Genomic DNA, 16,815 nt, shown 5'->3' on the forward strand with positions numbered 1-16,815 from the left:
ATTATTTAATTGAAGTACAGTAACTTAGAAGACAAAAAAAGTGACAAGTTTCTTAAAATTTGATTGATTCCATGAGGTGATTCCGCTGGGATTCGAACGGCAACGGCTGCACGGCCAGAACCCATATATAAGAAGTATATTGTTTTACCAGCTAGAATACAGATTGGCGGCAAACAAAAAAAGCACCTTTTAAGGCGCTTTCAGTGATCCCGCTGGTACAAAACTCGAACCATTTGTTTGAAGATTTAAAGCTTTTAAGTGAGTTATTAGCGGCCCTAGCACCCTAGGCCTACTGCCTCAAGTTAGTGATAAATAATAAATTAATTTTCATCTGCCTGAGGATTAGCATTAAGGCGGTCTTTGGCAAGACTATCATATTGCAATTCGGTCAGTTGTGAAAAAAGGTAATCGTCATTTAATAATTTTAGAAAGAGCTTTTTTGAGACACCTGTTGTCAATCTGACCCGCGAATTATCATCGTTGAACCCAATCTTTCCTGTTAATTCAGGATGGTTATTTATGAAATTTATAACATTATTTACAGGCACTCCTAGAACAGGAGATGAGCGAATTCTCATTAGCTTCCGGGCGTTAGGTAGACTTGCTGCAAGTTCATTAAGCTGCTCAATATCTTCCAATAGAGCTAGAGCCTCGACCGATGCGATTGTGTTCTGAGCCTGAGTGCGTATAACTTGTTCAAATCCGAAAAATCTTTCAAGGATATTCAGTTTTAACACTATAAGGTTACCATCAACCATCATGAAATCAAAGCTTTTATCAATAGCTATGGCATCGCTGTTTAAAGCTACTAACCGTTGGTTGCTTGGAACCAATAAAAAACGATCCCGTTTAAGGAGATTCACTGGATGATGTTTTTTATATAATGCTATTTGGTTTCCCTCATTGCCAATTGTAATTAGATATCCTTGAAGGTTTTCTAATCCATGATTATTGAAATTGAATGGGTCTCTTTCTCCATTATCCAATATCTCATCTAAAATACTTAAACCTTCCGGACGCTCTTCAATATCATACCTATAGACTACATTTTTTCTTTCATCCGCCTGACTTACATCAAGATAGTGAAAGTCTTGATTATCTGTGAATTTCTCTCTTACATACTCGAGGAATCGAATAAGTAGTTCCCCCTTTGCGCCGTCTTCAATGTCGGCAAAACGAATAATGTTTTCACCGCCTTCATTTAACACAAAATATAAGGCTGCACCGATTCCGTTTTCAGGGTTAAGAAAATACGATAGTCGTTCAAGTAATTGTTCTCTATTCATTTTTTTACAAAATATACATTATTATGAAGGAGGATGTGATGGACACTGTCTCCCAGATTTAGTTCCTCTTTAGATATGAAAATTAAATTACTAGTTTTCTCTGTGTCAACTTTATATAGTTTATAGCCGAGCAACGCTAAGGTTGGATTCTTATAGAAAAGGTTAGTTCGTACGTAAATTGCCCCTATAATTATCAACAATAAGATGGTCACTATTAGATCTCTGCCTTCCAATTTTACTCTAAGAAATGGAATAATATATGTCGTAAGAAATGTAAGATGTTCATAATTCTGATCTTCAATTTTGGTGATCCTTTTTGGAAGTTTTGTAGAACCCTTAAGTAGATAAGAAAACCGTATATAGTAGAAAATTCCTAATAGTAGAAAAAAAATAGAAACAAGCATCGATGTATTAGGAAGTGCGAAAGTTTTAAAGCCCACCCAACTAAAATCAACTTCCCAAGATACGAACACGAATTCTTTAACTGCTATCAACAAGAATAACAGCCATAAAGAAATAATATATAGTTGTATCTTTTTCATTTTACAAGGTAATCATTTAAAACATCGGTTATAGGTCATTTCAATATCCGTGATTTAATTTTATTGTTCCTGATAATCTAAGGCTTGTTGAACAAAATTCATTATCCTATCAATGTCAGCAATAGAAACTACTCCAACTTCAACATCGCCATTTCCCCATCGCCCTAAATCTGTTACATTTTTACAGAGATTATCCGGGTCAATGAGTTCCGCAAATGGCATATTTAAGGATAGACGAAGCCTCGATTTTTGAGGGACTATGTCCACAAAATTTGTAGATGTCTTATAGGCGATGTATAACTTCTTAAACTCTTCTCTAACCGATTCATCTAATTCCAGAATTCTTTTTCTAAGTTCTTCAAATGTTCCAAGCATATCCCCTGAAAGATATTCATAATGTGATATAGAATATTCATTAGCCTGCCGTTTTTCCGACTCAGCATATAATCCAAGTTTTTCAATGGGAATATTTGGGTAATTCCAAATAAGTGATGCTTTGTGAGCTAGTTGCTCTGCGCGTTGTTGAATATGAATATCGCCCCAAACTTCTATGGTGCGCATGTAGCTGTTTAAATTCAGAGGAGAGTTATTAAACCCACCATCAATTGTTTTCTTTTTATTGAAGGAATGATCGCTAAGTTCTGAATTATAGCCGGTCAAGGTGATATTACCTAATGTGTGTAACCATGTACTTTGAATTTCCTTCCAATTTTCTCCTAGCATTTGTTGCCATTCACTATTTAAGTTTTCATTCTGGGGCAGAATATGCTCTATCGTATAATCACTAATGGAAACCCACTCTTTCCGCTTATAATTCTCCATCTTACTTAGAAAATAGGTTTTCGAACGGAAATTGTAAAGGTCTTTTATCTTTATCTCCCTTATGAATTCATTATCATTCGGGAAACGCTTGTAACCATTAAACAATTGCATAGTAGCTGCTAAGCTGTTCCAATAATCGGATTTATCAGCAGATCTGTAAAGGGTGAGAAACGTTTTGTTTAGACTGTTTGTGGGAATACCACAGATTGCTCGGCGGAAGACGTAATTTTCTACAAGTTGGAGTAGCCGAAGGAAAATTTCCTTCGTTATAGTACTTTGCGTGTAATCATTATAAACGGCAAGTAAAAATGGATATGCAACATCGACTCTTAGGGTGGCAAGATTTTTAAAAGCGATAAGAAGATCTCTATCTTTCTCTTTTAACAGCACCATATTAGCATAGTAAGCTGCGTATTCGGTTATTTCCGCAACGATATCTTCAATTAATAATCCATTAGCATAAGATTTAAAGGCGTTGTATACGTTATTTATATTTGGGATCAACCCTGTTTTAGCAGAAAGAAAATCTCTCATGAAGCGGTCGAAATACGCGGTGTAGTCATTGCCATAATTCTGTTCCATCGGATACCAATACTTCTCATACAAAGTTGATTGTATCTTAATTTCCTGACCCATCAGAATATAATTCCTAATTAAGTCGGCTTGTGATAAATCCAGACCCGTGGAGTTCATGCTCTCGAAGATCAATTGGGGATTATCTTTCTCCTTTTCAAGGGTTACATCTACGACAAACAACTTCATTAAGCCATTATAAATAGCTATAACATTATCAATAGAAATTTCTTTTCTAAAGAATTCATAATTTTCTGTAATACGCTGAGAGTGTTTTTCTGGAAGCGGATGACTGTTTAATAAATTTATGTAGGTTTCTTTATCTTTTCTGGTTAAGAGCAATTTATAATGCAGATCCTTATCTTCCTCCGCATTAAGTAAATAATAGTTTCTAAGTTTAGTGTTATTAGTTTCAATATCAATCTCGGTAGTTTTCAGATATTCTGATAGTGCGAGAATAATTAAACACACAGTCGTTACCCGCTGCTGACCATCTATAATTAATAGTTGGGGAACGTCTGTGGTATTGTAAATGCTTTCTTGAAAATAAACCACAGATCCCACAAAATGACCCGATGTAGATTTGGTATTGCCAGCTTTTAATATATCCTGAAAAAGCTGTCGGCATTGTGATAACTGCCAGCTGTATGTTCTCTGATAAATTGGAATTACAAATTGTTTCGGTCCTTTAATGACATCAAGTAATCTAGCTGACTTTGCTTGCATAATGTGTAGAATGAAATTTAGTTAGTTATTTCCATAACATTGTCATCGCCAAACCATTCCCTGGCTTTATTTACAATATTTGGATGCGGATTATGATAAAAAACGGCTAATTTCTCTTTAGCCCTGGTACAGCAGACGTAAAATATCTTTTGGGTTCTGTCAAGAATTCTCGGAAATGATTCCAACTTACTTTTAGTTTTTGATCTTCCAGCAACCAGCTCGTTATATACGTTATCTGTATCAAATAAATAGTTGAAGTTATAATCACTCCATCCTCCGTTGTCTAAAATGACCAGTACATTATCGAATTCTGTTCCCTTGGTTTTGTGTTGAGTTGAAAACGGGGTTTTGCCTTCTAAATAGTTATATAGCAGTTGAAAATCCGAAAAGCGAACGCCTTTCACTCTGTTATACAGATAAGGATTACTATCAATAAAGGCGCTAAGCCTATCGTCAATAAAACAGATGCCTTTTTCATCTGCCTCGACAATTATATCTTCGATAGTTTTTTCTCCAACGTTTATTAAACTCTCGATGTTTTCCTTTAATACTTTCTTGTCAGCGATATTTTGTATACGAAACCTATAGTCAGTCGCACGCAGAAAGTCATTGTAGAAGCGTTTTTGGTAAAGTGAAATATTGGTCTGTATCTTAAATAGGTGCTTTATTAAATTATCTCGCTTAGTGCCCTTTTTTGCAGCGTCTTTTTCATCTTTCTTTTTGTCGTCGATTAGAGCATCCTTATCCAGATATATTTTTCGAACTTCTGAAAATAATTTATCCTTCAACTGATTGTATAATTCTGCACTTGCTGGTTCCTGAAGGAGAATAGTCTTTTTCAATTCTCTTTGCCTGTTCTTCAATTGGTATTTGTCTACTACCATATCAAAAGTATCAGTGTCAAATATTTCTATGTCAGTAACATTGTTTTTTTTGTTGTCTTTTATTTTTTTCAAGATATCAGCTTTTAGACCAATTACAGGATCTTTATCATAGATATCCATAAGCGTTCTAAATCCAGCTTTATCTGCTATTAGATTATGGGTCAGGTTCAATTCTTTTGTCTTCGCAGCATCCTGAAATTGCCAGGCGGAATGCTCTGAAAGGAATTTTTCAACTCTTGAAATATCCCCATTAATTGAATGAAGAAATACTATACTTCCTTCTTTTAACGTGCCCCCTGACATATTAGGAGCTTTATTGTCTACTGAAGGAATTTGAATTATTCCATCAGTTCTCAAAAGATTGGCCAGATCAATAATTTTTTTCGGATTACGGCGGTTCTGTTCTTTTTTAATCTCAGTGACTTGATCTGGATAATCATTTAGATTTCCAATAGTGTCGTCATAAATCGATTGCATAGCATCACCAAAGAACCCTATTATATTTTGTTTTTTACTAAGACAGAAATGGACTAGAAAGATATCTACCACAGACTGACTAGTATCCTGGTATTCGTCTATAAAAATAAAAGGGTATTTATCTTTGACGATATCGCTCAATTTAGGATACGTCTTAAAAAGGAAGTTGGCGATGGTCAGTATCTCGTCGTGAGATATAATTCCTTCTTTTAACTTCACATACTCCTTGTATTGAATACCTTCCTCAAATAAGTCGAAATAGTCCTTTGGTAGCGGGTTGAGGTCATCAATTGTAAATTGCGTTATTGTTTCATCATTGCAAAGATTTACCAAGGCAAGCTTTAACTCTTTCTGAAAATGCTTTATATTGTCCCAGAGAAAGTCATGAATTGTGGTAACATTTAAATTTTTGTGATTAACACGTTCCTCAATCTCTTTCACAGCTGCATTGGTGTAAGTCATGCATGCTATTTTTGAGGAAGGGTGTTCTTCTATTACTTGTCTGATGACCTGTACTAATGAATAAGTTTTGCCACTGCCGGCACCGCCGCTAAGCAGGAAGTTTTTTTTCGCATCAATAGCCGCAAAGATTTCCTGAACCTCTGGCTCGAGCTCTAATCTTGTTTCAACCATAATAAGCCTTCTTTAATGTATGCAGGAATCTTCCAGTTACTCAAATTAGAGTTACTATGGTAAATTATATCCATAGCGAAATGTGTTTTTTTCTTTATGCATTTTTCCGCTAAGAAATACGCATTATTGTCCGCCACGTCCATGAGGTTTCTATTTTTTAGTCCATTAAAATTATCTTTATTATCGGTGATAAACTGTCGATTGATGTGGATATAGGCATCTTCAAAACTTCTTGCGTGATATCCATCATCCATAATTTGGTAAATAACACAAAGTTTCCCATCTTCCGCATTTTGCCAAAATTCAGCGACCTTATTGAAGCATTTGTTGGTGATAGTGTAGCCTTTTAAGTCGTTTAATGTAGCAGCACCAAAGAAGAAACTAAGTGCAGCATTAGAGTAATTGATGCCGTCTGCCACAGCAATCGCTTCCATGTTTTCATCTATAGCATCTAAGTCGGTGACGATTAAAGATTTTATACCTAAGAAGTCGATGAATTTCTCGAAAATGTGAGAGTAAGCACCAACTTCGATAACCGATATATTCTGAGAAAGAAGTGGTAGACAAGTATCTTCTTCTCTAGCTAAGTCAAATTTTGTCTTCTCCTGAATATCAATTTTTTTCATCATTGTCGGCAGCAAAATTCGTTCTGTGTCGCCTTCAATGAGTATGGCCTTGTCAGCAAAAAAAATCTCTGCTCTACTGATAGTAAGATATTGGGTTAGGAATTGGTATTGATTGGTGTTCAAATCATAATCCTTCTTAAGATCTTTTAAATTTTTCGCATCAACACCGTTAATGCCTTGTTTCCTCAGGTATTTAATGTCATTAAAGTCGCTATCCGCAACAATATGTGAAGAGTGTGTACTAATGATATATTGTAACTTCCCTTGAATACCGTCTTTCCTTAAAACGCCCTCACCAAGTAGGCTCTTAATGTTTTTGATAAAAACATATTGCATCTGCGGGTGTGTATGAGCTTCTGGCTCTTCGATAATGAGAAGGTTTATATCTGCCGGAATTTTATCTGCTTCTCTCCTGAACTCATGCACCAATATCTCGATTTCAAATATCATACTGATTAGGTTCATATAGCCTAATCCATTATAATGTTCGGGTAGTCGGTTTTCTTCGTCATGTTTGTAAACTACTGTTGTGTTACCCTTTAAAAGTTCACGGTGTTGTAGTGTAGATATAATTTCGATGTCGGATTCGTTTATTTTTACACCTCCAAACGCCTTAACTTTCTCAACTATCCCATTAAATAAGGATTTGTAAATTCCACTTAGATGATCATCTGTTTCACTGAGGGTTTCCTTAAAGTCATCTACCGCTTTGTTCTGCTCCTCGGTTGATTCTGTTTTTTCATAGATTCTAGATGTTTGGCCAGAAAGGGTTTTATCTACCTCTTTGTTCGTAACATCCCTTCGCGCGCTGATAAACTTGAAATTAACAATATCCTTAACACTTATATCTTCTTTAATCAAATTAAGATAAACGTCTTCATTTACTTTACTATCTGTAAGGCTGTATTCAAAAGATTTTTTATGAAGTTGGAAAAAGTCTTGTTGCTTTACCTTTAAAAATTCATAAACACCTTTCGTCCTATAATTTTCATCTTTAGCTAACTTTTCAGCTTCAATAGCTTTATGCTCCGTAAACGCATTTCTTATTTTTAGATAATTCGTGTAATCCAGCACATATTCAAAACCAAGTACAATAATGTTATTGTCGGGATCTAAATCCATCATCACGCGGCTGACGTTAGATAGATTATCGTGTTCGTTATAGTCTATAAAAACTTTAAGTTTTATACCTGATGCATTGTATTCACTCTCTTGAAGTAAGGTATCGCTCTCTAGTAAACCTTTTACGTGTTTTTTGTATTCAATATTGAAATCATCAAACAGAAATTTATTTCGCTCCGACTGATTTAGAAATTTTTCTAAGACTACCAGAATGGATGTCTTCCCGGTATTATTCTTCCCAATTACAAGAGATAATTCATTTTCCAAATCCATGGAAAACTGTCTCAATAGTCGGAAGTTTATGATTTCAATTTTCAATATTTTCATAATAATTTTACGTTACTAATAGCTATATACGCATCTATGTGCTATTTTCAGTTCTTCTTCTTTGCATTTTTTCCAGTTATCTCTCATAACTTTCAATTCCTCCGCTCTAAAACCATGACATCCTATTAGCAGCTCATTGTCGACTAAAAAAAATACTACCACAAAGAGTCTAACTTTTTTAAATTTTCATCTGTCGACCTGATAGTTTTGATCATCTAAAATTGTTCTTTTAATTCTTTTTTCTAGAGCTTGAATCATATTATCTGCCCAAACTTTAACATTCTTTGCAGGATGTGTTTTTAGTACTGAGATTAACATTATTTGATTTTTATAGTATGGCACTTCAGAGCCAGAATAACCAAAACTTCCCATGTTGGCGCCTACCTCATCCATAAACCCTTCTTGATCACCAAAAGTATCAATCATTTTGAGTGCCAATGGGTGCCAATCTTTCGAATTTTTGTTATTTGTTATTGGCATCATATAGGCAATTTTGAGGGGAGCTCGTTGCGGATCTCTTTTACACCAATCTATCAACATTTCGTGATTGCCAAATCCTAGAAGCCCTGCTTCTGGCATAGAGCCATTGGTTGGTCCTAAAAAGAATTTAAGCTTAAAGTATGAAGAATTATTTAAGAATGATTCTCCAAATATTTCCAGAAATATTTCAAAGTGACTTTCAATAATTATAATCAAAATTTCTTTAACATAACCGTCATAGGAGTCGATTCTATCCGCTACGATCGCGTCTAAAATTTGTCGAGATATTGTTTTCCAAAAATTACTGTCAACGGAGTCATCTAACAATTTTTTAACATATAAAAACCACGTATATGTGATCCTGCCACCCAATGCCAAAATACTACTATCGGATAGTAATGTTTTTAGGAAACTCTTATAGTAGATCCATCGGGCTTCGTCAATGCCGATGTAGTCATCAAATAATTCCAGTGCAATAACAGAGCCACCTGAGAATTTGGAAATTCTTTCAAGAACTACAAGGGTATCCTGTTCACTTATGTCGTAAAACCCTCTGCCATAAGAAAATTGGTAAAACTCTGCTATCGGAAGTCTGTTGTTTGAGACCAAAGTGAAAAGATTTTCAATATCTTTTAAATTTGGCTTCTGCGCTTTAGTCAAATAGAATGCATGTCTTAACAAAAGATCGTCGTTATATATAGCTCTTAAAATTTGCTCTCTTTGCTCAACAGACAAAGAAGAAATGTAACCGCCAATTACCTCTGGATTCTGGTCTTGTAAATTGATCTTTTTGAGAGCATCTAACAAGTACTTCACGAAATCAAAGGATTGTGTAAGTTCTCCAAGTTTTTTACCGAAGATAAAACCTCTCCTTTGCTCGCCGGAGAGAAGAATTTCGATTACAGGTAAAATGTCATAACCATTTTCAACAATACTTTCTGCTAATTTTTCAGCTTCTGCACCAGCAACGTCAAAATTGAGATGAGCACGATCTGATTTCCCTCTCCTCAAAGGTGTACTAACGTAGTATTCTAATTGGGCTTCAAGGGTTTGAGGTCGTAAATTCTCCAACAGATCATTTACGGATTTCAACTCATTACTCGACAAATTTTCATATTCTGCAAGATCATTTAGATTATTGATTGCATTAATCCATAAAGTTTTATCAAATTCCAGAATTGCTTTAATTGAATCCTGTACAAGTGTAAATTTCTTATTTCTATAAAGTAGCCTGATTGACTGGGCGACTGCTTCCTTAATTTTCTCTCTTTGATTAATGTTGGTTTTTGCTTCCATCACCAATCTTTGTACTAAGCCCTCTAGGTAATGTGAAATTTGTTCACGACTTGGATTAAAGTCAATTAAATTGAAATCTGGGCTAACAAATTCTGCTCCAACTAGGCGGTTAAAGGTACTCTTTGTGAGCCCGTTAATAGTAACATCTACCGCAAGGTTATGAATAGAATCCTCTTTATCAGATAGTGCTGTGTCGATTGCAGATAATCTCTGTTCCAAATCGGACTCTGTACCTGCCAGCTTTATGCCAAATAATTGCATTAGCTGTCCAGTTGCATTATTACTGATATTTTCGTTTTCAGCTGCCGCAAATCTAAACAGAAGGCGAACCGCACGTTCAAACACCTGTCTTCGGAAAGCTAAGGCTTCGAGGGCCCATATGATATTTCTACGACCTGGGCCCATTCCTTGTTTCAAATCCTGAATCTTAATTTCTCCGAATGCTACTTCCAGGGCGGCAACCGAACTCTCTGGGTTCACATTTGAAATCGAGCGGAAGAGGCGTGCCCCCAAAGAAGTATTAAGAACTTCCGCTTTCCCAAAAGGGCTTTCAGGTCCCCATAGGTCATTAACGATTGCTTTCGCGCTCTTCAATTGATTTAACTGCGAGAGCCTATTAACGAGTGGAATAGCCAAATTTAATCTTTCAAGATCCTCGAATATGTCTACAAGTTGAATATGATTATAAGACTTCCACCACTGCATCGCAAGCTTAATAGCTAAAGGTGCGGGCTTGACTGAAAGAAAGTTTCCTCTGCGCTCCATTACTTGTCTTTCAATGAAGTAGTGGGAGCTATCCATAAATTCACGATGAGTACTTACCGGTTCACAAATTTTATTGATGATAAATTCCTTCTGAGCGTCGTAATGATTCCTCTCGTCAATTGATAGTAGGTCGATTGAATTTTGGTCCGGGTTTCCAAAAGAAGAAAATATGGAGAAAGATTTTAACATCTCTAATTTCCGATTATCTCTACTTTCCCAATCTCGACCGAACGCAAGTCTTTGAATCATTTCGTCTTCCAGCAATTCTGTTAAGTTTTCACTTCCTCTCAGCCTTGCGCGTCCAAACAGAACAGCCATTCCAGGAAATCCTTCTGCAAAGTCAGCAATTTGATCAATTTGAATTGGTTCTAACCGACGGCCGAACAACTCAGCTAATATTTGCTTAACAATTAAAAAATAGTCCGAATTCTTAAGAAAAATGTAGCTCTCACTGTTTGTTTTAGAGACATCCGATTCTTCTGCAACGTTGTAGTCAATAGTAATAAGTTTGAATTTACTGTTGAACCTGTCAATTTCTTCCTTTAGTAATCTGTGACTTTTATAATCACAATTATCAACAATAAGCGTCCCGCTCAAAGTTGTGCTGTGTGAAATGACAAAATCTATTATTCCTTGGGCATCTTTGGTAACGTTATAATATACTGCGTCGCTATTTTTCCCAAGCCCCTTCAGACTTTCGTAAACAAGCCTACTTTTTCCTAGACCCGAATGCCCAATTATCCTAAGAGAAGTTCTTGGATTTTTCGTGGTTTCTAAAATTTGTTCCATATATCTATCCAATTTTTCATTGGAATAGAATTGTATAGCATTGAACCTATCGAAATCTCCAAGTTCATCTATCGTTTTTAGCCCAATAGGTCTTGTAATTCCATTAAATCTTTGAACTAAAATCACTGCTTCCAAATGCTCGTTTACCCAATTTGCAATTGTATTTCCTTCCAGTATCTTGACTTGATTACTTGTATAATTTGTACCTTCAAGATCATTGTAATCGCTTATTGCATTTCGCGCACCTTTTAATCTTCGATCAGATAGAGTAGTATTGTAGCTGTGACTTATAAAAAAAACATACTGCCCTCCTTGGTCAAGGACCTCCTTTATCTTATCTTTCAATACTAATTTGTTAGCTTTTGTTGCTTTCGAATTTGACTTCTTTTTGATAAAGAACTCATTGAATATTTCGGTTTCCGAAAGATCCGTTGCTTTACATTGAAATAAGGATAATTTATTTGAAATATAAATCGACCCATTAGTGTCTTCACACTCTATTCGTCCATCTTCCCCTCCATCTCCAACATTAATCTTAAGTGGAACCAAAATTTTTTCAATGCCAGTAAACTGGAAACGCTCCGCCTCTTTGCTTAGAAGAAGCAATAGCAATTTTGATAGTTGTATATCATTTAGTCGTTCAATCTCGACGTAGGTGACCTTATTGATATTCATAGTTGAAGCGAGATTTCAGAAAAAACGCATTTTTCTGATCGTTGAGGGACAAACTGATTTCAAGGTATTTTCAGAAATTCACCATCTTTTAATACAAGATTATTTTCTGTGCTACGATCGATTGCAACTAAAATATCCTTACGCATTTCCTCAGTTACTCGTGAAAAACCAAATAGCTTTGCGACAAGCGGAACAGCTGAATCTGGTTGAATCGCCAGCGAGGTTTCTACAATTTTCTTAACTGCCTGCTGAATTTCCTCGGAAGAAATATATTGTAAGCGTTTGGAGGTACCAGGGAAATTGCTTCGCTCTCGAATTACGGGAACTTGCATTTCAGGATACCATAAGAAATCGCCGTTAACTTTTATAAGGCCAGACGAAGATGCATATCTGACTGCATCAGTCAAAGTTTGCCTGATACGTGAGCCAACTTTTGATACGCCAGCCGCGTCTGCAAGTCGCCTTGCCATTTCATCAAAATGAACAGGACTTTCAACGGCTACGATATCTTGTATCCATCCACCAAGCTTTCCCAGTGAATGAAGATGTAATTCTTGGGACGCTACTTCGGCTGGCAACAACGCTAATTCATAAATGGGCAGCAACACCTCAATTACTTTTACTTCTTCACGAATCACAGCACTTAGTTCCATCTGTAATTCTTCTTCAACGGAATCATCCACCAGCGTTTGATTTCTGGCAGTTTCGATTGCAGCGATGAGTCTTTGCCGTTCCTTTTCAGGATTTCGGAACCAGTCAGTACTCCATACCCTGTATATTTTCCAGCCTATTGCTTCAAGAACCTGTCTTCTGAGCCGGTCACGGTCTCTGGCTGATTTCGCACTGGCATATGCTTCTCCGTCACATTCTATTCCCAGAAGATACCGACCTGGGTTATCATTGTCAACAACTGCTAAGTCAATATAAAAGCCATCTGACCCAACTTGTTTACGAACTGTATAGCCCGCCTCAATTAATTGATCAGCAACATGATCTTCAAATGGCCGGACTAAGGGAATACTTATATCCTTCTCAACGTTAAATTTTCCATGTTGAGCAAAATAAAGGAAATTCCTTAATGCCCTAATTCCAAATTTTTCACCGGGCGTTATCGCAATATCATCTGAAATTATGTTTGCGAAGACCTCACAGCGCAATTTTGCTCTGGTGATCAATACATTTAATCTGCGTTCCCCGCCTTCGTTATTAAGCGGGCCAAAGCGTTTGGGTACTGTTCCATCCTCGATTCGTCCGTAACCTATACTTATTAAAATAACATCTCGCTCATCGCCCTGAACATTTTCCAGATTTTTTACAAAAAATGGCTCGTTCGGATGGCTCGTAAAGAATGATTCGACAGCAGGGTTTTTCCTACGTTTGATCTCCAGCGCAAACTGTATAGCCTGCATTTGCTTGGAACTGAAGGCAACAACACCCAACGTTTGTTTCGGATTTTTCAGGGCATGCTCAATGACAGCATCCGCGACATACTCAGCTTCTTTGGGATTGGTACTTGTTTTTCCTTTTTCGTAAACCGTATTGGGCAAATGATGATAAGCTAACCCCATTCTGGTTTTAGAGCCTGGACTTGGAAATATCACCAGACGGTTTTCGTAGAATTCACGGTTCGAAAGACTGATAAGTGATTCATGACGGCTCCTGTAGTGCCACCTCAACATTCTTTCGGATGCACCCTGTCCGTTACACATCCCCAAGATACTTTGCATATCAGAAGTAACGTTTTCTTCATCTTCTGAGTCATTGTTCATTTTATCAAAAAAACTTGTTGGGGGAAGCTGTTTTGTGTCACCCACAACTACTAGTTGTTTTCCGCGAAGTAATGCGCCCAAAGCATCTACGGGACGTACCTGGCTTGCTTCATCAAATATTACAAGATCAAATTCGATTGAACCAGGTGCCATAAAATTTGCAATGGACATAGGGCTCATCATGATAACAGGTTTTATTGCCTGAATTGCAAGCCCAGCTTCGTGCACGAGTTTACGAATCGGTTTGTGCCGGGCTTTCTTGTTAAATTCCGCTCTTAAAATATTAACCTGGCCACCCGCTTCTTGCCGAGGAACACTTTCCCAATGTTTCAATGCTACCAATGCCCTGTTATACTGGAGTTTTAAAAGGTCTATTTTTTTAAATTTTTCTACGACCTCTTCATGGCTTGTCCGTTCAAAATTTCTTAAGGCAGCACTTGACGACACCGCTTGTTCAATTAAACTTTCATACCAGGTTTTCTGAAAAGCAATTTTTAAGAAATCGGCTGCCCCGGGCCAATGCACAGATGCATTAGTTAGGAATTGCAATCCATCGTTTTTGGCAGTTTCTTCTAAATTATTCCATGCTATTACCTGTTGAATTTCAGAAAGGCGTTCCTTCCATAGGCCTAATACCTCTGTTTGAGAGACAAATTTTTCATTCAACAAAAATTTGCCCGGTGACCTTCTAACTTCGTCAATTTCTAGTTTTCCCAGGACAGCATTTATCGCTTCTCTATGTTCCTTGATTTTCTGGTTAAGAATTCGCGTGTATTCTGAAGCTGTTGAAGCAGGTTCGTTGCGAGTTAGATATTTCAGAATATCTTTCGAAACAAATCCATTTAAAACCTGTTGATGGACAAGCAATAAATAATCAGATTGAGATTTAAGCGCTTCCCAGTCTGCCCTATATTTATGCCAACGTTTACTAAATAGGCTTACCCCCATAGGTTCGAGATCTCTGAGTGTATTCTCTAGCCGCTTTGCTTCTAAAATTGCATCAACATAAGTGATTTTTAACTGAAGATCATTCGGTAGTGCAGTTTTGCAAAAAGAAGCTAATTGTTTGTTGCTTTGCTTATAGGAGCCGTTAAGGAATTTAAAAAAGCTTGAACCGTGTGTAATTAAGTTCTGTCTGATTTCAAGAACATTTTGGTCCCAGGCTTCAGGTAAAAATATCTCAGCATACTCATTACGAATTGCAGATAGCTTTTTTCCTGTATCCAATAATTCGGCAATATCCTCTTTGTTCAACAGCCAACGTTCGTCCTCAACAGCTAAATCGCGTAAATCGTGAGGTTGCCCGGCAAGTTCTCCAAATCGAATCAGCGATGCAGTCTGCTCAGAACTATCTGGAATATGGGTTTCAAAGGAATTTGCGATTTTGACTGATTCTAACTGCAAGTCTGCCGTAGCCTGATATGTGGTGTTTAGAAGAGTTAAAATCGTTTCCTGGTCACTACGGAGAAACATTTTCAAACGACTGCCCCAAAACAATAGCTCTGTTGGAACGCCTATATCCTTAAGCCGAGCCTGTATGCGATCTGCCATCGCTTCTGCCATGGTTATCTGCTCTCTACTGTAATATTGTACTGAATCAACATTAATTTTGGGGAGCTGAACACCTTCCGTCTCTTGATCTATATTTAATAAATGGCCAATTACTTTTTGTGCAGACAGTCCGCTTGCAGAAATCTCTACGTTTATTGAACTGCAATATGCATTTAATTCATCCTTCTGTGCCTGAAGAAGAAAAATTTCTCGCTCCAAATGCAATAGTGTAGGCCTTCCCAACTCCAATATTCTCTTGAGTTCTTCGTGAAGTTCCTTTTTATTCGATTTGTGACTGTGTAATTCCAGGCAGGCTTCGCCTAAACCAATACTATCAAGTCTCCGCTTAACGACGTCAAGTGCCGCCATTTTTTCAGCCACAAAAAGCACCTTTTTGCCTTGGCCGACTGCATTTGCAATAATATTTGTAATCGTCTGTGACTTTCCGGTTCCCGGAGGGCCTTGAATCACCATATGCCTGCCTTCCTGAACTGCGAGCATTGCAAGAACCTGCGAACTATCTGCATCTACCACATTATAAAGATCGTCGGCACTGGTTTCAGTATCCAGGTTATGGTCTTCTGTCGCTGTGGGAGCCGGGTCGCGAAAACCCGTCTCAAACAGTGATTTTAGAATTGCATTATTGTAAGGCTTTTTATCGTCTGGCCATTTGGAGCTGTCCAGATCATGATAGATCATAAATTTGCCAAAAGAGAAAAATCCCAGCTCAATTACATCTTTTTCAATTTTCCAGGAAGGATGATGACTAATACGTTCAGATATTACATCAAAATACTTTTCAATATTAAGTTCTTCGAATTCGGGAAGTTCTGGTAAAGTAATATTGAAATCAGCAAGCATTTTTGCTTGTAACGATAAGTTACCTCCAACATCACTACCAGTATATCTCAAACGAAAACGCTCATTCGCACTTGACCTTTCAAGCGAGACAGGGATCAAAATCAAAGGGGCTTGTCTAGCATTTTCTTTATTTCCTTCCTCATACCAATTGAGCATTCCCAAGGAGATGTAGAGAATGTTAACCCCTTGCTCCTCAATACTTGTGCGAGCGAAGTAATAGGTGTTTAGTATTTTTGCCTGAAGCTTTTTCTCTGTCTCGTTTGTTTGAAGCCTAGTATCGTTATATGCATCAGTCAATTCCAATTCTGTCAGTTCCGGCAGATCTGTTTCATTATCCTCTTCTTTACCTGGCCTTCCCAAAAAGGTCATTGCTTTGGCTTGCCTAACCAAGATGTCGTATATGGCAGAAGATTTTTCTTGAACTATATGAAGGCCTCTCCCCTGAGGTATTTTATAGTTAAGTAGGGAATTTCTCATCCCCAGATCTAACAGTTCTTTTCTTGATGCTTCTAGTTTTGGAAGTAATGTTTCAGACATATAATAAATTATGAGTATCTGGAGCATGGTGCCAAATCCAGATAGAATAAGGAAGGTTTTAATTTGATATTCTC

The 16,815-nt window shown here is 37.1% G+C and carries 7 protein-coding genes; all 7 read right to left on the reverse strand.

The annotated features are described in order from the left end of the window. Positions 1-320: 320 nt before the first annotated feature. A complete protein-coding gene (kwaB, locus tag AC1XUE_RS02370) occupies positions 321-1,286 on the reverse strand; it encodes an anti-phage protein KwaB (RefSeq protein ID WP_483354329.1) in 966 nt (321 codons plus the stop codon). Continuing rightward, a complete protein-coding gene (gene kwaA, locus AC1XUE_RS02375) occupies positions 1,283-1,828 on the reverse strand; it encodes an anti-phage protein KwaA (protein ID WP_483354330.1) in 546 nt (181 codons plus the stop codon). Before kwaA ends, kwaB begins: the two co-directional genes overlap by 4 nt. 60 nt (positions 1,829-1,888) lie before the next feature. Next, positions 1,889-3,949 (reverse strand): GmrSD restriction endonuclease domain-containing protein, encoded by a 2,061-nt coding sequence (locus AC1XUE_RS02380; RefSeq protein WP_483354331.1) that lies wholly within the window; start codon positions 3,947-3,949, stop codon positions 1,889-1,891. A gap of 17 nt (positions 3,950-3,966) precedes the next feature. Next, the gene (locus AC1XUE_RS02385) at positions 3,967-5,943 is read right to left on the reverse strand and encodes a UvrD-helicase domain-containing protein (protein WP_483354332.1); all 1,977 of its coding nucleotides are present in this window, start codon (positions 5,941-5,943) and stop codon (positions 3,967-3,969) included. After that, a complete protein-coding gene (locus AC1XUE_RS02390; protein ID WP_483354333.1) occupies positions 5,925-8,018 on the reverse strand; it encodes an ATP-dependent nuclease in 2,094 nt (697 codons plus the stop codon). The genes AC1XUE_RS02385 and AC1XUE_RS02390 overlap by 19 nt, the downstream gene beginning before the upstream one ends. Positions 8,019-8,204: 186 nt before the next feature. Further along, positions 8,205-12,023: a hypothetical protein gene (locus AC1XUE_RS02395; RefSeq protein ID WP_483354334.1), complete on the reverse strand. Its 3,819-nt coding sequence runs from the start codon at positions 12,021-12,023 to the stop codon at positions 8,205-8,207. A 59-nt stretch (positions 12,024-12,082) separates the two neighbouring features. Beyond that, positions 12,083-16,741, reverse strand: coding sequence for a DUF3320 domain-containing protein (locus AC1XUE_RS02400; RefSeq protein ID WP_483354335.1), 4,659 nt, complete (start codon positions 16,739-16,741; stop codon positions 12,083-12,085). Positions 16,742-16,815: the final 74 nt, after the last annotated feature.

This window comes from Dyadobacter sp. HNCC25DJ187 (assembly GCF_056895255.1).